13 protein-coding genes are annotated in these 23,823 nt (G+C 36.2%); all 13 read left to right on the top strand.

What is annotated here, in order from left to right:
* Positions 1–134 precede the first annotated feature (134 nt).
* The 13 genes from rimP to pckA all read left to right on the top strand — a co-directional run bounded on the left by rimP (position 135) and on the right by pckA (position 23,728).
* Entirely contained in the window at positions 135–602 is a 468-nt protein-coding gene (gene rimP / locus ACWNCI_RS13255; protein WP_346983883.1) for a ribosome assembly cofactor RimP, read from the top strand.
* Between the two features lie 14 nt (positions 603–616).
* Complete coding sequence (gene nusA, locus ACWNCI_RS13250) at positions 617–1,852, top strand: transcription termination factor NusA (protein ID WP_346983884.1); 1,236 nt, start codon at positions 617–619, stop codon at positions 1,850–1,852.
* A 77-nt stretch (positions 1,853–1,929) separates the two neighbouring features.
* On the top strand, positions 1,930–4,941 hold the full coding sequence (gene infB, locus ACWNCI_RS13245; RefSeq protein ID WP_449388652.1) for a translation initiation factor IF-2: 3,012 nt from the start codon (positions 1,930–1,932) through the stop codon (positions 4,939–4,941).
* Between the two features lie 308 nt (positions 4,942–5,249).
* Positions 5,250–8,084, top strand: coding sequence for a SusC/RagA family TonB-linked outer membrane protein (locus ACWNCI_RS13240; RefSeq protein WP_449388651.1), 2,835 nt, complete (start codon positions 5,250–5,252; stop codon positions 8,082–8,084).
* Between the two features lie 20 nt (positions 8,085–8,104).
* Complete coding sequence (locus ACWNCI_RS13235; RefSeq protein WP_449388650.1) at positions 8,105–9,469, top strand: RagB/SusD family nutrient uptake outer membrane protein; 1,365 nt, start codon at positions 8,105–8,107, stop codon at positions 9,467–9,469.
* 328 nt (positions 9,470–9,797) lie between these two features.
* Positions 9,798–12,842: a SusC/RagA family TonB-linked outer membrane protein gene (locus ACWNCI_RS13230; RefSeq protein WP_449388649.1), complete on the top strand. Its 3,045-nt coding sequence runs from the start codon at positions 9,798–9,800 to the stop codon at positions 12,840–12,842.
* A 12-nt stretch (positions 12,843–12,854) separates the two neighbouring features.
* On the top strand, positions 12,855–14,516 hold the full coding sequence (locus tag ACWNCI_RS13225) for a SusD/RagB family nutrient-binding outer membrane lipoprotein (RefSeq protein WP_449388648.1): 1,662 nt from the start codon (positions 12,855–12,857) through the stop codon (positions 14,514–14,516).
* An 88-nt stretch (positions 14,517–14,604) separates the two neighbouring features.
* On the top strand, positions 14,605–16,548 hold the full coding sequence (locus ACWNCI_RS13220) for a putative porin (RefSeq protein WP_449388647.1): 1,944 nt from the start codon (positions 14,605–14,607) through the stop codon (positions 16,546–16,548).
* Between the two features lie 11 nt (positions 16,549–16,559).
* Entirely contained in the window at positions 16,560–18,146 is a 1,587-nt protein-coding gene (bshC, locus tag ACWNCI_RS13215; RefSeq protein WP_449388646.1) for a bacillithiol biosynthesis cysteine-adding enzyme BshC, read from the top strand.
* 37 nt (positions 18,147–18,183) lie between these two features.
* The gene (locus tag ACWNCI_RS13210) at positions 18,184–20,118 is read left to right on the top strand and encodes a LysM peptidoglycan-binding domain-containing protein (RefSeq protein WP_449388645.1); all 1,935 of its coding nucleotides are present in this window, start codon (positions 18,184–18,186) and stop codon (positions 20,116–20,118) included.
* A 70-nt stretch (positions 20,119–20,188) separates the two neighbouring features.
* A complete protein-coding gene (gene fabD, locus ACWNCI_RS13205) occupies positions 20,189–21,064 on the top strand; it encodes an ACP S-malonyltransferase (RefSeq protein ID WP_346983893.1) in 876 nt (291 codons plus the stop codon).
* A gap of 13 nt (positions 21,065–21,077) precedes the next feature.
* Positions 21,078–21,983 (top strand): GYDIA family GHMP kinase, encoded by a 906-nt coding sequence (locus ACWNCI_RS13200; protein WP_449388644.1) that lies wholly within the window; start codon positions 21,078–21,080, stop codon positions 21,981–21,983.
* A gap of 128 nt (positions 21,984–22,111) precedes the next feature.
* On the top strand, positions 22,112–23,728 hold the full coding sequence (pckA, locus tag ACWNCI_RS13195; protein ID WP_449388643.1) for a phosphoenolpyruvate carboxykinase (ATP): 1,617 nt from the start codon (positions 22,112–22,114) through the stop codon (positions 23,726–23,728).
* Positions 23,729–23,823 lie beyond the last annotated feature (95 nt).

Genomic DNA, 23,823 nt, shown 5'->3' with positions numbered 1-23,823 from the left:
TATCCTGTTGATAATAAGTTATTTTGCTTTTTTAATAAATATTCGTATATTTGCAGTGGATTTACGGTAAACATGCAAAGGCCTTCGGAAGAAAGCCTTTTTTCGTACGGGTAAATCAGCATTTTAAATAACGTATGGAGTTTAGAAAAAGAATTGAAGAATTATTAAATGAGTTCCTGGAAACGAGAACAGATCTGTTTCTTATAGATCTTAAAATCTCTGCCGGGGATGATATTACGGTGATTTTGGATGGTGATAACGGAGTTTCTCTGCAGGACTGTCTTGATGCAAGCCGCGCCATAGAATTTAATATGGATCGCGAAGAGCATGATTTCAGCCTTCAGGTAATGTCTGCCGGATTAAGCGAGCCTCTGGTAACTCCGAGACAGTTTGCCAAAAACCTCGGAAGAGAAATTGAAGTATTGTTGAATGACTCTACTAAAATTGAAGGTGAGCTGGCAAAAGTAGATGAAGAGAAAATCACACTGATACTTCGTTACCGAAAACCAAAAGATATCGGTAAAGGAAAAGTTGATGTGGAAGAGGAAAAGGAAATCTTTTACTCTGAGATTAAAAAAGCATTAGTAACAATTAAATTTTAAAAGAAAAAGAATAAATGGACAATATAGCGTTGATTGAATCCTTTGGTGATTTTAAAGACGAAAAAGGGATCAGTAAGATTGATCTTATGGCGATTATTGAAGATTCACTGAAGACACTTTTGAGAAAAAGATACGATTCTGATGATCATTTTGATGTGATTGTGAACCCTGATAAAGGAGATTTTCAGATATTTTTAAATAAAACGATCGTTGAGGATGAAATGTCTGAAGATGATGATCTGGAAATCGAAATCTCTGAAGCTAAAAAGATTGACCCTACTTTCGAAGTTGGTGAAGATTTTACAATGGAAATTCCTGTTGCACAGTTGGGAAGAAGAAATATCCTTACTTTGAAACAGATTTTGGCTACGAAATTGCAGGAACACAACAATGCCATGTTGTATGAGCAGTTTAAAGACAGAATCGGAGAGATTGTTGTGGGAGAAATTCACCATATCCGTCACAAACACGTAATTTTGCTGGATGATGAAGGGAATGAATTTATCTTACCTAAAGAAAATCAGATTCCATCCGATTTCTTTAAAAAAGGTGAAAACATCAGAGCTATTGTGGAAACGGTAGATTTCAAAGGTTCAAAGCCGCAGATTATTATTTCCAGAACTGCACCTAAATTCCTTGAGAAATTATTAGAGCTGGAAATTCCTGAAATTCAGGACGGAACGATTATGCTGAAAAAAGTAGTGAGAATTCCTGGTGAGAAGGCGAAAATTGCCGTTGATGCTTACGATGACAGAATTGATCCGGTAGGAGCTTGTGTTGGTGTGAAAGGATCCAGAATTCATGGCGTTGTAAGAGAGTTGAGAAATGAAAATATTGATGTTATTCAGTGGTCGAAAAACCCTGAAATTTTGGTGAAAAGAGCATTAGGAAATGTTACGATCAACAAAATTGATATCAATGAAAACAGTACATACGCTTTGGTTTATACGCCTGTTGAAGAGATCTCGAAAGTGATCGGAAAGCAGGGACAAAATATCAGACTTGCTTCTTGGTTGACAGGTTATGAGATTGATGTACACAGAGAAGCCAGCGAAGATGATGATGTTGAACTAAGAGAATTCAATGATGATATCGATCAGTGGATTATTGATGAATTCAAAAAAGTGGGTCTTACGACTGCAAAATCGGTTCTGGATAAGGAAACTGAGAGTTTATTAAATATGGTAGATCTTGAAGAAGAAACCATTGAAGAAGTGAAACGTATTCTGAGAGAAGAATTTGAAGATTAAGATTTTAATTAAATTTTAATAAACAGTAAAAAAGAAATACTTTAATTTTAAGAATTAAAAAACAGTAAATAATATAGATGCCAAAAATAAGATTAAATAAAGCGGTTAAGGAATTCAATATTTCGATGTCCAGATTAGTGGAATTTTTACAAGCTAAGGGTATCGAGGTTGAAAGCAATCCTAACGCTCAATTAGAAGAAGCGGCATATTCTGCATTGGAGGCTGAGTTTGCCAAGGACGGCGAACAGCGTAAAGCGTCCCATGAGGTGGTGATCACCAAGGTTCCGGAAGAAAAACTGGAAATTGAGGAAAAGAAAACCCCTGAAGTAATAAGAGCTAAAGCAAACAAACCGGAAACTAAAATTTTAGGTAAAATAGACTTAGAGCCTAAGAAACCTGAAGTAGAAGAAACTCCTGCTCCGAAACCGGAACCTGTGGTGGAAGAGAAAAAAGAAGAAGTTGCACCTGAAGTGAAAGCAACTCCTGAAAAACAGGAATTCAAAGTCCTGGATAAAATAGATTTGTCCCAGATCGAGTCCAGAAACAGGCCCGTAAAAAAAGACAAACCAAAAGTGGAGGATAAAAAAGCAGAAGAAAAGCCTGTTGAAAAGCCAGCTGCAGTGGAGTCTGTAAAAGAAACTCCAAAACCTGTTGCAGAAGTGCCTGTACCTGAAGCTAAACCGGATGAAGTGAAAGTAACAATGATAAATACTCCGGATGAACCTCATGAATCTCAGAAGATTGAAACGGTTTATCAAAAACTTGACGGACCTAAAATTGTTGGTGAAAAAATCGACTTAACACAGTTTGCCCCTAAACAAGGTGCGGGTGCTAAAAAGAAGAGAAAAAGAATTGAGAAACCCGGAGGTCAGAACCAACAAGGAGGAAACAACAATCAACAAGGCGGAAATAATCAGGGTGGACAAAACCGTCCTCAAGGTCAGGGTGGACCAGGTGGCCAAAACCGTCCCCAAGGCCAGGGTGGAAACCGTTTCGGAAACAATAATCAGGGTGGTCAAAACCGTCCTCAGGGACAAGGTGCCGGACAAGGCGGAAACCGTTTTGGAAACAATAACCAAGGCAATCGTCCTCCAGGACAGGGTAACCGTCCACCAGGACAAGGCGGAAACCGCTTTGGAAACAACAGGCCTGGACAAAGAACAATGCCTGTTGAGCTTACAGATGAGCAGGTAAAAAATCAAATCAAGGAAACTCTTGAAAAATTAACCAATAAAGGAGGTAAATCAAAATCTGCGAAACACAGAAAAGATAAGAGAAACTTCCGTAGAGAACAAGACGAACGTCAGCAGGAAATTGATGCAGCAGACAGAACATTAAAAGTAACGGAATTCATCACAGTAGGTGAATTGGCGAGTTTAATGAACGTATCTCCTACAGAAGTAATTTCAGCTTGTTTCTCATTAGGGGTAATGGTTACCATGAATCAGAGACTTGAAGCTGATACTTTATTATTAGTGGCTGATGAATTCGGATATAAAATTGAATTCTCTGATGCAGATCTTGAAGAAACAGAAGCTGAGGACGAGATCGACAATGAAGAAAATTTAGTATCAAGAGCGCCGGTAGTTACCGTAATGGGACACGTTGACCACGGTAAAACCTCATTATTGGATTATATCAGAAAAACTAACGTTATTGCAGGAGAATCCGGTGGTATTACCCAGCATATCGGGGCTTATAATGTGAAACTGGAAAACGGTCAAAGAATTACATTCCTGGATACCCCTGGTCACGAAGCCTTTACCGCAATGAGAGCGAGAGGTGCACAAATCACCGATATTGCAATTATTGTAATTGCTGCTGATGACGATGTGATGCCTCAGACAAAAGAAGCGATTGCTCACGCTCAGGCTGCACAGGTACCAATGATTATTGCGATCAATAAGGTTGATAAACCAAATGCAAATCCGGATAATATTCGTCAGCAGCTTTCAGGCTTAAACCCACCGGTTTTAGTGGAAGAATGGGGAGGAAATGTTCAGGCTCAGGAGATTTCAGCTAAAATGGGTAATAATATTGATCTTTTATTGGAGAAAGTATTATTGCAGGCAGAAATGTTAGAATTGAAAGCTAACCCTGCACGTTCTGCAAATGGAGTTGTTATTGAAGCATCACTAGATAAAGGAAGAGGTTATGTAGCAACTATGTTGGTGCAATCCGGAACTTTAAAAGTTGGCGACTATGTAGTAGCAGGTAAAAATCACGGTAAAGTAAAAGCTTTACTTGATGAAAGAGGTAAAAATCTTGAAGAAGCGGGACCTTCAATTCCTGCAACGATCTTAGGTCTGGACGGGGCGCCTACGGCGGGAGATAAATTCCGTGTATATGCTGATGAAAGTGAAGGTAAGGCTATTGCCAATAAGAGAGAGCAGCTTCAGAGAGAATTGTCGATCAGAACTAAAAAACATACAACGCTTGAGGAATTAGGAAGACGTATTGCTTTAGGTGAATTTAAGGAATTGAATATCATCCTTAAAGGTGACGTAGATGGTTCTGTAGAAGCACTTTCTGATCAGCTACAGAGATTATCAACAGAGGAGATCAGTGTGAAAATTCTTCACTCAGGTGTAGGACAGATCACAGAATCCGATATCAACCTTGCTGCGGCTTCTGATGCTATTATCATTGGTTTCAATGTTAGGGCTGGTGCTAATGCAAAAGATCTTGCTGACCGTGAAGAAATTGAGATCAGAACATATTCTGTAATCTATAAAGCAATTGATGAGGTAAAAGAAGCGATGGAAGGAATGCTATCTCCGGAGATCCAGGAGCAGGTGATTGGTAACGTTGAAATCCGTGAAGTATTTAAGATTTCTAAAGTAGGAACAATTGCCGGTTGTATGGTTCTTACCGGTAAGGTTACAAGACAATCAAAAATACGTCTATTGAGAGATGGTATTGTTAAATTCGAAGGAGAACTTGAGAGTTTAAAACGTTTCAAAGACGACGTAAAAGAAGTAACAAAAGGCTACGAATGTGGACTTAACCTTAAAGGATATAATGACATTGAAGTTGGAGATATTCTTGAGGTGTATGAGGAGGTTGCTGTGAAGAAGAAGTTGAAGTAAGTATTTTCTACATTATAATTGACCCGCTTTTTTGAAAAGCGGGTTTTTTTGTGATGAATATAAATTTAGAATTATTCTAAATTGAATTTTCGTAATTACTCCATATATGTTAAAATTTTAAATTCAATATTGTTTATGAATTTAAAACAATAATCATATGCATAATAACATAACGAAATAGCTTTATTTTATAGCAATAGATGGGCGTAAGGTTATATAGTTACGAAATATTTAGATATAAAAATTGCTGATGTTAAAATTTATTAACATATTTGTTTACTTTTTTTAAAATATTAAAATTTGTTAATATGAATGTGAAATTACGTGTATTAAGTGCGGGAGCTTTGTTCTTCTTAGGACAAGCTGCTTTTGCGCAAAAAACTAAAACAGACACGGCTGCTAACGAGACTCAGATTGAAGAAGTTGTTATGGTTGGATTCGGTCAAAAAAGAGCAGTTCAAGAAATTACCGGTTCAACGTCTACAATGAAAGCTAAGGCTATTGAAGATATTCCTGTAGCTTCTGTGGATAAATTACTTCAGGGTAGAGTAACTGGTGTGCAAACGGGAGCTGCTTCAGGTCAGCCTGGTGGGTTTGCTTCTGTAAGAGTTAGAGGGGTTGCTTCTATTAACGGAGGTGTTACTCCTATTTATGTTGTAGATGGTGTAAGGGTTGCTTCTGGAGACCTAACTGGTAACAGTACTTCTTCCAATATTCTTGCAAGTATGAACCCGAATGACATTGAAAGTGTAACGGTTCTTAAAGATGCTGTTTCTACTGCTGTTTATGGTGCAGATGCTGGTGCCGGAGTAATCATTATTACGACGAAATCTGGTAGAAGAGGAAAACCAAGATTTAATTTAAGCTTTAACCACGGGGTAAGTGATAGAGCTGTAGATGGTTATAGAGGTTTAAGTGCTCAGCAATATCAGGACTTAGTAGCTGTTCAGGTGTTGAACAGATATCCTCAGTTGGGTACTATTGAAGATACAAAAGAGCAGTTAGCCGGTGGAGCACTTGGAGCTTCGGCAGCCGCTATTTATAATACTGGTGGAAATACAAATTGGAGAGATGCTGTCTCTAATAAAGGTGGTGCATATGTTCAGAATGCTGATGTAAGTATGTCTGGAGGAAATGAACAGATATCTTATTATAACTCCATCAACTACTTTGATCAAAATAGTATTATTAAGAATTCTTCATTCAACAGATTAACTTTCACAAATAAGTTAGATGTAAAAGCTACTGATAAATTTAGATTTGGTACGAATCTACAGATGTCTTATAGCAAGATCAATACATTACCAAATGGTGGAGGTTTTGCAAATCCTATTTTGGGAGAATATTTCTTAAGACCTACAGATCCTCTATATAGAGCGGATGGAAGCTATTATTGGGGCGCAAATGGAAGAACTTCAAACGGCCTTTTTAATAATGCGGCATTGTTAGATTACAATTCTCAAGTGGGTAAAACAGCAAGAGTGTTTGGTAACTTATATGCTGAATATGATATTCTGAAAAATTTAAAATATAGATTTGTATTTGCTCCCGAATATATCAATATTGAGGAAGATGAGTACAGAAGCCCGCTTCATGGTGACGGAACCAATTACAATGGATTGGCTGTTTCCGGAACCAGAAGATATTTTAATTTCAACGTACAGAATATCTTAAGTTATAACTTTAGTCTTGCAGAAAAGCATAACTTCGATTTCTCAGCAATTCAGGAAGCTTACAAATCTGATTTCAGAGATTTAACGGCAAATGCATCTGCCGTAGGTAGTTTATCACTGACAACAATTTCGAATTTTGTCAAAATGCAGTCTATTGCCGGAACAAAATCTCAAAATAGCAGATATGGATATGCATTAACTGGGCATTATGATTTCCAAAAGTTAATTTTACTTGATGCATCATATCGAAGAGATGTTTTATCTAACTTCACACCAGGGCAAAAAGGAGGGAATTTCTGGTCTGCAGGTTTAGGAGTTGACTTAGCTAAACTCGATTTTATTAGAGAAATTGATGAAATTTCAAGTCTAAAGTTCAGAGCATCTTATGGTAAAGTTGGAAATCAGATTTTTGCAATGCCATATGCTACTTATTCTTATTCGACAAATTATGATGACTTGGCTGCCGCTACATATGCAGGATATTATAATCCGAATTTAAAATGGGAAACTATTAAGCCTTTCACAGTAGGATTAGATTTTGGATTCTTCAAGAACAGATTAACAGTGAGTGCAGATTACTATAACAAGAAAACTGAAGATCTTATCTATAATATTCCACTATCTTCTGCGCAAGGATTGGCTAGTTATGTTGATAACATTGGTACATTAGTTAATAAAGGTTTTGAATTTTCTATTAATGGCGATATCTTTACTGGGACAAGAGATGAGTTTAATTTAAGCTTAGGAGCGAACTTAAGCACATTAACTAACGAAATCACTTCTTTGTATGGTGGAGATGTCAATACTGGGACTACAACTTTAAGAGTTGGAGAAGGTGTTAGAACATGGTATCTTAGAAAATGGGCTGGTGTAGATCCTACTAATGGTGATCCTCTATGGTATGTAAATGGTGTTGACGGTGAAACCACTAATAATTATAACCTTGCTAAACAGGCTGTACAAGGAAGTTTCTTGAGTAAAGTTTTTGGAGGTGCTAATATTAATATGTCTTACAAAGGATTCGGTCTTGATGCACAATTTACGTACGGATTCGGAGGAAAGGTATATGATGATTGGGCAAATTATACAATGAGTGACGGTCAGTATACTGTAAACTATCCTGGATATGCAGATCAGATGGATTACTGGACGCCTGATAATCCGAACGCAGCAAATCCAAAACCAATTTATGGTGGAAACAAGCGTTCAAATCAGGCCTCTACAAGATTTTTATATGACAGTGATTATATCAGATTAGGTAATGCAAAACTTTCATATACATTCAATAATGAAATGTTAGGAGGCTCAGGATTAAATTCTGTTCAAATCTATGTTATGGGAACCAATATTTGGACTCACACATTTGATGATAGATTAAAACTAGATCCGGAAATTAACTTAGAAGGAACTTCAAATTTAAATTTACCTATTTTGAAGACATATAGTATTGGTGTTAATATAGGGTTCTAATTAAAAATAAGATGAATATTATGAAATTAAATATTTTAAAAACAATATTGTTAACTGCTGGTTTATCTACTGCGATTGTTTCTTGTAGTGAAGACTTTGTAGAAACTAAATTCTTTCAATCGGTAGAACAGGCACCCCTTACAAGCTTGAATGAAGTAGAGTCATTCGAGAGAGGAATGTACACATCAATGAGATCAGAAACTTATTACGGAAGAGATTATACCGCATTTGCTGAAGTAAGATCTGACGAAATGTACAGTAACCTTTATGCAGGATATTTTACGACAGTATACAATTATCAGATGACGTCTGCGGATGCTTATGCAAGAGATACTTACAGACAGATTTATACTGCTGTAGCGAAAGCAAATATCTTAATTAATACTGATGTAAACGGTATTCAGGGAACAGTAGCTGATCGTGATGCTGTCAGATATCATATCGGACAGGCTTACGTATTAAGAGCATTATATTTCTTTGATCTTCTAAAATTATACGGGCAGAAATACACTGGTGGTAGTTTAGGTATTGTTACTCCATTGAAATATGATCCTAAAGCTTTACAAGCAAGAGGTACAATAGCCCAGAATGAAGCTCAGATAGAATCTGATTTTACCACAGGTTTGGCTATGATGGAAGAATATGACCAAGGAGTTACAGATCGTGCATACTTAAATGTTTACGGAGCGAAAGCATTAATGTCCAGATTTTACCTTTACAAAGGAGATTATGCTAAAGTGAGAACGTTAGTAAGTGATATCGTTAATAGTGGTTTATATCAGGTAATTCCAGCTGCTTCTTATGCAGGTTCATGGAACTCTTCTAAGCAAAATAATAGCATCTTTGAACTGGCTGTAGGTGTTGCAGGTGCTAATGGCACAAACTCACTGGGATACCTTTACAACTATAATGGGTATGGAAATACTGTGGTAAGTTCTGGTTTGTATAATCAATACAGTAATAATGATGTAAGGAAGAGTATAATCGAGCTTACTGACGGCGAATATTATTTATACAAGTATCCAAGCTTGGAAGGAGCTGATAATCTTAAGCTTATTAGATATGAAGAAGTTCTTCTAAATGGAGTTGAAGCAGAGCTTAATGGAGGAAGTGCTGCTACAGCCCTAATTTACTACAATCAAATTGTTCAAAACAGAGGTCTTGCTGCTGCAACATCTGTAAATATGTCCACTCTAAAACTTGAAAGGGCTAAAGAATTAGTGGGAGAAGGGTTCAGACAATGGGATTTACTAAGATGGGGAGATCCGGTTCCTAGACCTGCTGTTGCAAGCACTGATGTAAGACTAACAGCTTTTCCTATCCCTAGAGTAGAAACTGATATTGCAGGAACACCAATTGTTTCTAACCCTGGTTACGATAATTAATAATTTATATAGTATTGCTATAGAAGCCGTCTCAATTTTGAGACGGCTTTTTTATTATCCAAATAGTGACGACAAAGGCTTTTTAACAAGCATGGCGAAAATTTAGAATAATTCTAAATAATTTTCTTATGTTAAAGAAGTCTAGTGAATAAAATTTTGGAACAAATTTTTTTTCTTGAAAATTGATTATGAAATAAAATTTTTAATCAAAAATACTGTTTTTTATGAATTTATATATTTGATTATCAGTTTGTTATATGGTTTTATTTTTTGGAGATTTTAATATTTATTAACATATTTGCCATTATAAATATTAAAATTTGTTAATATGAATGTGAAATTACGTGTATTGAGTGCTGGAGCACTGTTCTTTTTGGGACAGGTGACTTTTGCACAGAAAACAAAAAAAGACACAATAACTAAAGAAAAGACAATAGAAGAGGTTGTTGTCACTGGAGCGCTGGGTATTAAGAAAAAACAAGATGCTTTTACAAGTAGTAATACTGTTATTAAAACCGATGAACTTAAAAAAGCAGGAAATCCAAATGCTGTGCAGGCATTGACCGGAAAAGTCTCAGGTTTGCAAATCAATATTCCTAACAGTAGTGTAAATTCTCAGGCAACAATTAATCTTAGAGGGCAAAGGTCTATTACAGGTGACAATAGTGCACTTATTGTTATTGACGGAGCGATTTCTAGTGCCTCCGTTTTTCAGCAATTACCTCCTGAAGTTATTGAAAGTACTAATATTCTTAAAGGCCAGCAAGGAGCTGCTTTATATGGTGAACGAGGAGGAAATGGTGTTATAATAGTAACAACTAGAAAAGGAACAAATTCTGAAAAAATTAATTTTACATTAAGTTCAAATATTGATTTTTCATCCGTATATAAACTTCCAATATATCAAAAAAAATATGGACAAGGATGGCCGGGAGATGGTATTTATGACACAACTGATTATAATGGTACTAACTGGGTTCCTTTTGAAAATGGTTCTTGGGGGCCTGAATATACTCATCCTGCATTTGCAGGGCAGGAGACTATTGTAGGGCTGCCACAAGCAGATGGTAGTTTTAATAAAGGATTGTTTGCTCCCATTGATAATCATTTAAAAAACTTTTTCAAGACTGGTGTATTGTTCCAAAACGGATTGTCTATGAATGCTGGAGGTAAAGACTCATATGCTTTTTTATCTATTAACAGAGTGCAGAATGATTTTGTTGTAGATAGAGATCAGCTGAAGAGAAACAATATACTTTTTAAAGCGGGTAAAAAATTAGGTGATTTAAGAGTTGAAGGAACATTCAATTTGATAGACCAGCATACTTCCGAAACAGATTCTAATCTTTACGATCAATTATTGCAGACTCCAACAAATGTTGATGTGAGAAAGTTTGCTAATTCCGGAATAATGGGTGGTTGGAGCGCTTATATTGATAATCCTTACTGGACAATCCAAAATGTAAGATACGACAATAAATCAACAAATTTTATTGGTAACTTAAAATTAGAATATGAGATTAATAAAAATATTGACATTTCATATTTAGCTAATATACGGACATTAAGCAATTTATCGGAAAGCCATAATAATGGATATCAATTTACTGATTTTTGGAACGCCCCGGGAACCATATTTGATGGAGAAAATCCCGGAACTCTTTTTGCGCATTCAGCGACAACTTCTAACTATTATAAAAGCATTGACAAAAGATTTGAATACTACGGAGATTTGCTATTGAATTTTAATTATGATTTGACAGATGATATTAATATGAAGTTAAACCTAGGTTTTAACAATACTGATACATCTTTCTCAGTAGTTACACAAGGAGGAACAAACTTACAAGTTCCGGGCTTTTATCATATTAACAATGTCTTAAATCTTGACACTACTAGGAATTTAGCAAATACGCAGACAAGAAGAAGAACTGTTGCAGGTTTAGCTAATTTGGATTTATCGTATAAAGACTATTTGTATATGAATTCAACCTTTAGATATGAAAAGAATTCAGGAACTGCCACAACAGCAACAGGGACGGATGAACTTACCATCAAAGCAACTCCATATTACTCATTTGGAATTTCTTTTATTCCAACTAAAGCATTTGACTTTATTAGAGATAACAGTGTGTTAAATTACGCCAAATTAACAGCCAGTTACACAAGAGTGGGTAATGCGTCGGGTATTCCAACGTTTGGTACAGATGAGGTAACAGGTGTGTTGCCTACAGGATATCCATTTAATGTGGCTTCGTATACAATCAACAGAACTCCTGTTGATCCAAACATAAATCCTGAATATAATTATTCAAAAGAGGCTTCTCTTCAGTTGGGCTTTTTTAAAGATAGAATTTCCTTAGGCGCGGCCGTTTACAAGACAGATGTCAATGACCTTATAACAAGAAAGACAACGTCTTCAGCTTCAGGGATTTCATCATATTTAGCTAATGTAGGTGATATGACTAATAAAGGTTATGAGCTGGATTTGGAATTAGTTCCGTTTAGATCAAAAGATTTTGAATGGAGATTAAGCGGATCTTATTCTACATACAAATCTGAAGTTACGGCTTTAGATGGTGGTACTGAAAGAGTGAATTTGTTGAATGTAGGAACGCCTAACGTAGGGATCTATGCTAAAGTAGGAGAGCAATTTCCTCTAATTATGGGATCTGCCTATCAGCGGGATCCTGAAGGGCGAATAATTGTGGGTTCTAATGGTGTTCCTCTAATAAATTCCGAGTTACAGGTTTTAGGAAAAGTTAATCCAGATTATATTTTAGGATTCAATACGTCATTTAGATACAAAGGTTTCACTATTTCCGGAACTGCGGATTACCGTACGGGTAATAGTTTTGTAGCTCTTACAAAAAGTGAACTTGCTTTTGTTGGAGCATTAGAAGAAACTGCCGACTTTGATAGATCTAAAGGATATATTGTGCCAAATTCAGTTCAATTGGTAAGTGGGCAATATGTAGCAAATACAACACCTGTAAATGGGGTTGGAGATTATACCAATGTGAACGCTTATTTCACGGGGCCATATAGAACTGTCGGTGAAAATATGGTTGTTGATGGTAGTGCTTTTAGAATAAGAGAAATAGCTTTAAGCTATTCACTTCCTAAGACTTTATTACAAAATACTTTTGTTAATAGTATTACATTCGGTGTATATGCCAGAAATCCTTTTGTTTGGTATGCAAAATCAAACAGGAATTTTGCCGACCCTGAAACTGCTAGTAATTCAGGAGCTATTGATAGAACGCCAGGTCAGGCATTAGGTGTTGGAGGTCCAAATGCTTTCGGGATTGCATATGCCGGACAATATCCAACCACAAGGACTTTTGGATTTAGTTTTAATGTAACTTTTTAAAATTTGAAAAAAATGAATAAAATAAAAAATACAATTCTGATATTAATACTTTCTTTGGGTGCCGTTTCATGCAATAATTACTTGGATATTAATGAAAATCCAAATGCAGCTCATATTGAAGATGTAGCGCCTTCTTTGATTTTCCCTGGTGCAGTTACAGATATTCACCGAGTGCAAACAGGCGGAACAGGTTCAATGATGGATTTTGGAAACCTAATGATGAACAATTGGGGATCGAATGTGTATGCATTTGGTGGAGGGTTCAGTAGAGAGTTTACCCTATCTACTGTAGATGGCTCTTTTTATGGAGGGATTTGGAATACTATATATCTTCAGTGTGCTAATTTTAAGCTTATAGAAGATTATCCGAATGCAGATCATAAACAGGATTACTATGTGGCAATGGCTAAAATTATGAAAGCTTTCTATATGCAATATATTGTAGATTTATACGGAGATGCACCCTATACTGAAGCATTTCTTAGAAATGCAAATCAGTCACCTAGATATGATGATGACAAAAATATTTATAAAGCATTAATTGGAGATTTAGAAAACGCTATTGGCCTTATAGATGCACAGAATTCAAGTGCAATAAACCCGTCATCTACTGATATTGTATTTGCCGGAAATATGACTAACTGGAAAGCTTTCGCAAATACAATTAAGCTGAGAATGCTTTTAAGAATGTCCAATTTAACAACTGGTGATATGGTTACTTACAGAGACCAGAAATTGGCAACTCTTTCTGGAGCTACATTTATAAATCAAAGTGTTACGGTTAATCCAGGATTCAGTAATGCAAATGATGAAAAGATGAATCCGATAATTGCAGCATATAGAATTAATTCGGGTATAACAACTATTCCACAAAATTATAATGCTATTACAGCTTCAGAACATATTGCGATTTGTTTGAATGGAAATAGAATAGGGAATGTACAACCTTATTCTTCGGATGCTTTTTATTCAAAATTTAATAACATCACAGATCCAAGAAGCTTCAGAATATTTACGGGAGTAACATATCAAGGTGTTGGTCAGGTAAAGGGTGTCAGACAAGGGGCACAGTCAGGACAACCGGGAGCGCCGCTAGATTTAACGACTACTTCAAGGCCGGGACCAGGAATGTTTACTAATTCTACATCTGTTACAAGTGCAAATACTTCAGCCAATTTATCAGCATTAATTTCGTCAGGAAATACAAGGGGAGGACTGATAATGTCATTAGCGGAATCAAAATTTTTGCAGGCGGAGGCTGGATTAAGATACCCTTCATTGTTTTCAGATGCACAAAGCCGCTTTAACGAAGGGATTGATGCCTCTGCAAGTTGGCTAGGCGCAAGTACTACAAGCATGACAACTTATAAAACAGCAATTTCAACTAGAAATGGATTGGGATGGGTAGGTACAGATGCTCAGAAATTGGAAGCTATCATGACACAGAAATGGCTGGCCCTAACAAATGTGAGTCCAATAGAATCTTTTATTGATTATCTAAGAACAGCATATCCTTATACACCAATGGCGGTAACGGCTTCTGTTGCAAATAAGCCATATCGTTTGATGTACCCGATATCAGAGTCCTCTGCTAATAGTGCTAATGTCCCTAATTTATCAATGAATCAGTTATTCACGAAAAATCAATATACTCCATTTTGGAATCAAAATTAAATTGATTATTTTTATTAGATCCCGTACATTATTGTGCGGGGTTTTTTATTCCCCATTATTTCTTATTTTTGCTGTACAAAAAAGAATAATGAAGTATATACTTTTCATAATAACTTTCTTCGGATTTATAACTCATGCTCAGGTGGTTAACAAGACAGATTCGAACAGGCTGGATAAAAAGTTAGAGGCAAAAGACACCCTGGTCATCGACTCCGGAAAGAAAGATTCCTTAAAAATATTCAAGCCAACCATTAATGATTATCTGTATCAGACTCAATTTTCAGAAAAGAAAGTATTTGATACGGTGATGACATTTGATAAAACCTATATCTTCTCACAGTACAATAACAGGGATAATTTCGGTAGGGTACAGGTTGCCAATATTGGAGCAGGATTCAATCCCATTTCTTATGAGTTCAATTCAGAACAGAATTTGGCATTATTGCCTACTAACAAGTCATACGGCATTCTTGGAGTAAACGATATCCATTATTACGATGTCAAAACGCCAACCGCTACCTTCATTTATCATAACGCAATGAAAAACGGAGCGGCTTTAAGATCATCTTATACTCAGAATATCGGAAAAAGATTCAATTTTTCGTTGGAATACAGTGGTTTACGCTCTCAGGGCATGTACAGGAATTCTTTGGCTTCTAATAACAATACACTATTTTCGGGACATTATGTTTCCAAAAGTGGAAATTATGAATTGTTTGCCCATTATCTACATCAAAATGTCAACAACCAGGAAAACGGTGGAATTGCTGTAGACAGCCTTTTCCAGAATGGCAACAGTGATTCCAGAAACAGGCAGAATATGCAGGTCAATCTGGCCTCTTCAAGCTCCCAGTTTTCTTATCGAAGATATTATCTGACGCATCAGTTTGCGCCTTTCAATTCAGAGAAAATACCTTTTAAAATCAGACATACAATTTCTCATCAGGGAAATAAATATTATTATACCCAGAGTTCGCCTGAAGCTTTTTGGTATGAGGCTCCGCAACAACTTGTAACAGACGGACCTGTTTCATCAAAGAAATACTCTGATAATTTCAGCAATACGGTAAGCCTGGTTTGGGACAATGAGAAATTTAAGCTTGATGCGGGAGTTCGGTATCAGATGTTGAAATTAGGAACGAGTGAGGTCATTTTGCCCTTACTTGAAATTCCTACTGAAATCAAAGAAAACAGAATTGGAGCGGTTGGAAATCTGCAGATCAGACTTTTTGATAAATTTCAGCTGAATTCATTTTTAGAGTTTTCAAATGGAAGTCAATTCGGAAATTACCTGAAAACTACAAATAATATTAAGTTTGAACCTGTAAAAGATTATTTCGTAAATGCTAAATTAAATTTTCAGACTGCTTATCCATCGTTCAATTACCTGCTGAACACGTCAATTTATAATAATTTCAACTACTATTTCCAGAATGTACAAAACCAGACGGTAATGGAGGCAGGCGGAAGTCTTAATCTAAAATGGTTTAAAACAGAATTGTTTGCCAATTATTTCAGAATTGAAAATTATACTTATTTTGATGTGGCTGCGATGCCAAAACAAAGTGAAAGTTCAGTTAATATTTCCCAGATCGGAGGTGATGCCACTTTCAGCTATGGAAATTTTCATTTAAATACAAGAGTACAGTTCCAGAATGTGCTTACGAACAAAGATCTTTTGCCTCTGCCGGATTTCATTGGAAGGGCTAATTTCTTTTATCAGTCAAAAGCGTTTAAAAATGCAGCAGAAATTCAGGCTGGAATAAAAGTATATTATTTCTCAAAATTTGCATCCAGAGAATATTTCCCGATTCTTAATGAATATATTTTACCCGGAGCCAATTCGTTCTCAATCGGAGGACAACCGATCGCTGATGTGTACTTCAATATGAAGGTTAAAAAAATGTTTTTCTTCATCGAGGGCCAGCAGATCGGAACTTTTATTTCTCACAATAAAGCTTATGCATTTCCGAGTTATCCGGTCTACGATTTCAGATTGAACCTCGGAATTGTGTGGTATTTGTTCAACTAAAAATTATAGGGTTGAAAACAACTAACAAGATATCATTTCAAGATATAGAAAGTATTCCTCAGCTGATAAAAGATTTTTTAAATCAGAAAATTGAGGGTTTTGAAGAAAGCACATTTTCTTTAGATCATTTTAAAAAGAGTCTCCATCAAAAGCAGAACTCTTTCACATTGCAGCAGAGAGAAATTCTTGCTGACGCATTGGAAAATCAGCTTTCAGAACTCAGGCTTTCATCAAAGCAGAAACAGAATTTGAATGATTTAAAGTTTAAAAATACGTTCACAATTACGACAGGACATCAGCTAAATCTTTTTTCCGGACCTGTTTTTTTTGTATATAAAATTTTGCAGACGATAAAAACGTGTTCCTACTTAAAAGAAAACTTTCCGGAATTCAATTTTGTTCCTGTTTATTGGATGGCTTCGGAAGACCACGATTTTGCAGAAATTAATCATTTTAAAACTGAGAATAATTATTACGAAATCAATGAGAAATCCGGCGGAGCCGTAGGAAGAATTCAGATTACCGATACGTTTTTCATTTCAGAATTCGAAAAAGAATTTAAAGATTTTGTTTTCGGAACTGAATTGATTTTAATGTTAAAAGAAGCATATAAAGCTGGAAATACTTTAACAGAAGCTATTCGGATTTTAGTTAACCGATTGTTCTCCGATTTCGGTTTGTTGATGGTAGACGGAGATTCTAAAGAATTAAAAAGCCAAATAAAGGAAACGTTCAAAGATGAGCTTCTGAACTTCACTTTATATAAAACCTCAAAAGAAAAAGTAGATTTCTTAACTGAGAAATATGGCAAAGTTCAGGTTAATCCTCGTGAAATTAATCTTTTTTATCTCACGGATACAAGAGACCGGATTGATTTTGATGGAAAAAAATATAATATTGTTGATAAAAATTTACAATTTACAAAAGAAGAAATTCTCAGTGAACTGGAAAATTATCCGGAGAAATTCAGTCCCAACGCATTGATGCGCCCTGTTTATCAGGAAACTATTTTGCCAAATCTGGCTTATATCGGTGGGAATGCGGAAATCATGTACTGGCTGGAGTTGAAAGATTACTTTACAAAAATAAATATACCGTTTCCAATTCTGATTCCAAGGAATTCAATGTTATTTTTAAAGGAAAAAACAGTAGGGAAAATTGAAAAACTGCAATTAAAAATTGAAGATTTTTTCCAGAATTTCACAACAATTACAAATAATAAGATCTTAGATAATAGTGAAATCTTAAGATTGCTTGATAAAAAAGAAAATCTATTAACACATCAGTTTTCAGAATTAAAACGAGCTGCGGAAACCACCGAGAAATCTTTCGGAAATATGGTGAAAGCCGAAGAGGTAAGGCAGATGAAATCCTTTAAAAGAATGAAAAAACGCCTGCTGTATGCTGAGAAAATCAAACAGAACGAAATGCTCGAAAGGCTTGAAAATTTGTTTCTTGATGTTCATCCCTCTAAAAACTGGCAGGAAAGAGTTTATAATTTCAGTGTCTTTTTTGCGGATCAGGGGTATTCGTGGCTTGAGACTTGTTTAGAAGAAATGCAAATTGACGAGTCGAAATTAATAATCCTTGCCATTTAATTTTAAAGAAGTATTTTTGTACATATAATTTTCCAATATGATAAAGAGGTTTTTTATTCTGTCCAGTTTATGCATGGTTTTGGGGGTGTCTGCTCAGAAATCGCACACCGTTGTAAAAGGCGATACTCCTTATAATATTGCTAAAAAATACGGACTTACTGTAGACGAATTGCTGAAGCTCAATCCTTCTGTAAAAGACGGAAAGCTGGCGATAGGTGAGATTTTAACGGTTAAAAATGATAAAGCAACAGCCTCATCAAAGACGGCCGTTCAGACAAAATCTTCCGGTAATGCTCAGTTGGGGAAAATTGTTCTTCAGCCAAAACAAACGATCTACGGAATTACAAAACAGTACAGAATTGCAGAAACTGATCTCAGAAAACTGAATCCCGATCTGGATTCTCATATGAAGATCGGCGACGAAATTACGTTACCTCTTGAAAGTATTAAAAAATATGGGGGAAATCAGCAGGCAGTCGCACCAACCGTAAAACCTGTGGAAACAATAGCTGAAACACCGGTGGTAACTGCTTCTGAAGGAGAATACATCATTCAGCAGAAAGACAATTATTATAGAATTTCAAAACAGTTTGACATTACCAAAGAAGAGCTGTTTGCTTTAAATCCTGGTTTGGAAGAAAAAGGATTGAAACCTGGTGAAAAAATTTCAGTTAAAAAATCAAATAACGAAAGCAATTCCGGAACAGCAGTTTCTGAAGAAAAAGCCAATTCGAAAACAAAGGTAGATTCCGGAAACGAAAAATCATCAGTCTCTGTAAATGATGTTGCTGCCGATGATTATGTTACCTACACTGTTCAGCAGGGGGATACTGTTTTTTCGATCGTTAATAAATTCGGGATTTCCATTGATGAATTAATCGCACTGAACCCTGAATTGTCTAAAGGATTAAAAGCAGGAATGGTTCTAAAAATAAAAAAAATGGACCCTGCTTATGTTAAGAAAAATGGAGATGCATTAAGTGTCGTAGTTATGCTGCCTTTCGGATATAGTACCGGAGAAACCCAGTACAGAACGATGGCGATGGATTTCCTGACTGGAGCGAAACTTGCCATTGAAAGAAATGCAAGAAACGGACAGAAACTGGATGTAAAAATTGTAGATTCAGGAAATGAAGCTTCTTTCAGAAACTCATTGACACAGATAAATCCCAACAATACAGATTTGATCATTGGCCCGTTCTTTAAATCGAATGTTGTTGATGTTCTTGATTTTACAAAAAATCAGAAAATTCCTATTGTAGCACCTTTCGCCAACTCTCCGGAATTGTACAATTACAGCAACCTGATTATCGTTGAAACCAACGACCAGACCTATGCCGATAAAATTGTTGAAGAAGTAAAAGCTGCATATTCTGATCAGAAAATATATATCCTGCCTGATGCTAAAAAAGAAAATGCCAATTACATCAAGGCAGGCCTTGAAAAAGTACTGAAAAATCCTAATGTTACGATTGTAAATTCGGCTGCAGATATTCAGCTGGATCAAAATATGATGACCGGACAATCTGCTCCGGTAATCGCTATTCTTGCAAGTGATAACGATGCTATCGGCGAAGCTTTTGCCAATAAAGTGATTGCTTTATCTAAAGAAGTTCAGGGGGTAAAAGCATTTAGTATGAATTATGTTCCGGTTTTTGAAAAGAAAGTAGATGATCTGAGTCAGGCCAATTTGGTTTATCTGATGGACAGAAAAATCAATACAGAAGGAAATTTTGAAAAAGAAATTCTTGCCGCTTATAAAAGTAAATACTGTAAAACTCCTCCAAGATATGCTATCATAGGTTTTGATGTGGTTAACGATATGCTGACCAGAGAGAACAAAAAAGGGGAGATTTTTAAACAAATGAATAAAGTACAGACGCAGTTAGCCACCAAATTTGAGTTTGTAAAATCTAAAGCAAACGGAGCATACGTAAATACAGGCTACCGTGTTATCAGACTGGTTCCATAAATCATCTGGTCACTTCTTAAGAATATTATTAACATTATATTTATATTTGCAAAATATTTTAAATTAATACATGAAAGCACTTGTGTTTCCTGGGCAGGGTTCTCAGTTCGTAGGAATGGGAAAGGAATTATATGATTCTAGAAAAGACATCAAAGATCTGATGGAATCTGCCAACGAAATTTTAGGATTCGATATCCTTTCTATCATGTTCAACGGAACAGATGATGATCTAAAAAAAACCGAAGTTACCCAACCTTCAATTTTTATACATTCTGTTGCTGCATTGAAAGCAGTAAATGGTCTCGGCGCAGAAATGGTTGCGGGACATTCATTAGGAGAATTTTCAGCATTGGTTGCCAATGGTGTTCTGTCGTTTGATGACGGTCTGAAATTGGTTTCTGAAAGAGCAAAGGCTATGCAGGCTGCTTGTGATGCCAATCCAAGTTCCATGGCGGCAATTTTAGGACTGGAAGATGCTAAAGTTGAAGAAATATGTTCCCAAATCAATGGAATCGTAGTTCCTGCCAATTACAACTGTCCTGGCCAGCTGGTAATTTCCGGCGAAACCGCAGCAGTTGAAGAAGCGTGTGTGAAATTAAAGGAAGCAGGTGCAAAGAGAGCTTTATTGTTACCGGTAAACGGGGCATTCCACTCTCCTTTGATGCAGCCGGCACAGGAGAGACTGGCAGCAGCAATCGAGCTGACAAAATTCAGAAAAGCAACCATTCCGGTGTATCAGAATATTACGACAACGGCGGTTTCTGATCCGGATGAAATTAAGAAAAACCTGATTGCACAGCTTACCGGTCCTGTAAAATGGACTCAGTCTGTACAAAATATGATCAAAGACGGTACAACCAATTTCGTAGAAGTTGGACCCGGAAAAACATTACAGGGACTGATTAAGAAAATTGACAGTTCTGTTGATGTCGCTTCTGCAATCTAAAATGTAATAAATCATGGGCGAGATATTTTCACCGGGAAAGCTGATGCTTACTTCAGAATATTTCGCAATAGACGGAGCTCTTGTCCTGGCAGTACCAACTAAGCTGGGACAAGAGTTTTCTTTTAAAGAAGAAAATGATGAGAAATCCCTTATCTTCTGGGAGGCGTATCATCAGAATAAATTATGGTTGAAGGCTGTCATCAATTATCAGGACTGGCAGATTTTGGAAACCAATATCCCTGTAAGCGCTGAGTTTATTTTAAAAACATTAAAAAACGTTCAGTTGCTTTCCAATACAAAATTCAAAAGCAATTTTACTTACCATCTTTCGACCAATCTTCAGTTTCCGGCAGACTACGGTTTAGGAAGCAGTTCTACATTAATGAACAATCTTGCAGAATGGGCAGATATTGATCCTTTTTATTTAAATACGATAAGTCTTGGCGGAAGCGGTTATGATATAGCCGTGGCAAAAGAGAAATCTGCGGTGCTTTATCAGAGCAAGCCGGAGATCAAATATGAAAAGGTAGACTTCAATCCTTCTTTTAAAAATGAACTGATTTTTATCCACCTTAATCAGAAGCAGGACAGCCGTGAAGGAATTAACTTTTACCGGTCAAAAAATAAGTCTCAAAAACTGGTCGATGAATTTTCGGATCTTACAAGAAAAATTTTATTATGCCATGAATTGGAAAATTTTTCAGACTTAATGTTGTTTCATGAACAAAAAATATCGGAATTTCTTGAAATTCCTATAGTTAAGGATCGTTTTTTCGCAGATTGTCCTGTTTTTGTCAAAAGTTTGGGTGCCTGGGGTGGAGATTTCGTCATGAGCAGAAAATTTGGCGGCTTTGAGGACTATTTTTGGGGAAAAGATTTTAACACTATTTTTGAATGGTCAGATATAATTAATTTGTAATCAGGGCGTTACAAACTTGTTTTTTTATTTGCCATTCTGACTTATATCATTATATTTAAACCACTTTTAACAATTAATTAATATTAATTTTGTTAAACCCCAAAAAAGAAATAGAAAATATAAGTAAAATGAAACACGCTAAAATCATCCAGGATTTAGAAAAATTAGGGATTAAAGGAAACTATGAAGTCGTCTATAATCCTTCTTACGAAGAATTGTATCAGGCTGAAGTTTCTCCTGAAAATCAGGGCTTTGAGAAAGCTGAGCTTACGGAATCTGGTGCAGTATCAGTAAAAACAGGAATTTTCACAGGTCGTTCACCTAAAGACAGATACATTGTTCAGGATGATGTTACAAAAGACACAATTTTTTGGGACGGTAAGGTAAACCTTCCGACAACTCCGGAAATTTTCCAATCTTGTAAAGAATTAGTGCTGAATCAGCTTTCAACATCAAAAAAAATCTACGTGGTGGATGCTTTTTGCGGAACCAATGCAGATACGAGATTAAAAGTGAGATTCATTGTAGAAGTTGCGTGGCAGGCGCATTTCGTGACGAATATGTTTATCCGCCCTTCCCATTTTGATCTGGAAAATTTTGGAGAACCGGATTTCACCGTAATCAATGGTTCTAAAGCTACAAATCCGAACTGGGAAGAGCAGGGATTGAATTCTGAAAACTTTATCATGTTTAATCTTACTGAAAAAATTCAGATTATCGGAGGAACATGGTATGGTGGTGAGATGAAAAAAGGAATGTTCTCAATGATGAATTATTACCTCCCGCTAAAAGGAATGGCTTCCATGCACTGCTCTGCAAACGTTGGTGGAGACGGTGATGTAGCTCTTTTCTTTGGGCTGTCCGGAACCGGAAAAACAACGTTGTCTGCCGATCCGAAAAGATACCTTATCGGGGATGATGAGCACGGTTGGGACCATAACGGAGTCTTCAATTATGAAGGCGGATGTTATGCAAAAGTAATCGACCTTTCAGCAGAAAAAGAGCCGGATATTTTCGGAGCCATCAGAAGAGATGCGCTTCTTGAGAATGTGGTTGTGAATAATGGCGTTTCTGATTATACAGACAATTCTATTACAGAAAATACAAGGGTATCTTATCCTATTTACCATATCAATAAAATTGTTTTACCTTCAAAGGCAGGACACGCCAAGAAGATTGTCTATCTTTCTGCAGATGCTTTCGGAGTATTGCCTCCGGTTTCTGTGTTGGATGAAGACCAGGCTCAGTATCATTTCCTTTGTGGTTATACCTCAAAATTAGCCGGAACAGAAAGAGGAATTACCGAACCGGAACCATCTTTTTCACCGGCATTTGGAGAAGCTTTCCTTACATTACATCCTACCATGTATTCGAAAACACTGATCGGGAAAATGAAAGAAAACGGGGCAAAAGCTTATCTGGTAAATACAGGATGGAACGGAACCGGAAAAAGAATTTCATTAAAAGATACGAGAGCAATTATTGATTCTATTATTGATGGTTCTATAGAAAATGCCCCGAAAACAAGAATTCCGATTATGAATCTGGAAGTGCCTACTTCATTGCCAAATGTTTCTGAAGGCATCTTGGATCCGCGAGATACGTACAGCAATGTTGAAGAATGGGAAGAAAAAGCAAAAGATCTTGCTGCAAAATACATCAAGAATTTTGAACAGTATTGCAATTCGGACGAAGCTAAAAAATTAGTGACTTCCGGTCCTCAGTTACAGGAACAGACAATTTAATAAATGTAAAAAACCTCATCATTTGATGAGGTTTTTTTATATAAGCTATCGAGAACTCTAAAAAGCATTATACTTGCACATCATGTGTGAAAATT

The organism is Chryseobacterium lineare (assembly GCF_977014045.1).
Note: the sequence above shows the minus strand (reverse complement) of the source record. Positions and strands in the feature narration are given on the sequence as shown.

Coding starts and splice junctions, on each gene's coding strand:
- ACWNCI_RS13230 (WP_449388649.1), top strand. CDS start 9,798: ATGAATGTGAAATTACGTGTATTGAGTGCTGGAGCACTGTTCTTTTTG.
- ACWNCI_RS13220 (WP_449388647.1), top strand. CDS start 14,605: ATGAAGTATATACTTTTCATAATAACTTTCTTCGGATTTATAACTCAT.
- nusA (WP_346983884.1), top strand. CDS start 617: ATGGACAATATAGCGTTGATTGAATCCTTTGGTGATTTTAAAGACGAA.
- pckA (WP_449388643.1), top strand. CDS start 22,112: ATGAAACACGCTAAAATCATCCAGGATTTAGAAAAATTAGGGATTAAA.
- ACWNCI_RS13210 (WP_449388645.1), top strand. CDS start 18,184: ATGATAAAGAGGTTTTTTATTCTGTCCAGTTTATGCATGGTTTTGGGG.
- infB (WP_449388652.1), top strand. CDS start 1,930: ATGCCAAAAATAAGATTAAATAAAGCGGTTAAGGAATTCAATATTTCG.
- ACWNCI_RS13225 (WP_449388648.1), top strand. CDS start 12,855: ATGAATAAAATAAAAAATACAATTCTGATATTAATACTTTCTTTGGGT.
- rimP (WP_346983883.1), top strand. CDS start 135: ATGGAGTTTAGAAAAAGAATTGAAGAATTATTAAATGAGTTCCTGGAA.
- fabD (WP_346983893.1), top strand. CDS start 20,189: ATGAAAGCACTTGTGTTTCCTGGGCAGGGTTCTCAGTTCGTAGGAATG.
- ACWNCI_RS13240 (WP_449388651.1), top strand. CDS start 5,250: ATGAATGTGAAATTACGTGTATTAAGTGCGGGAGCTTTGTTCTTCTTA.
- ACWNCI_RS13235 (WP_449388650.1), top strand. CDS start 8,105: ATGAAATTAAATATTTTAAAAACAATATTGTTAACTGCTGGTTTATCT.
- ACWNCI_RS13200 (WP_449388644.1), top strand. CDS start 21,078: ATGGGCGAGATATTTTCACCGGGAAAGCTGATGCTTACTTCAGAATAT.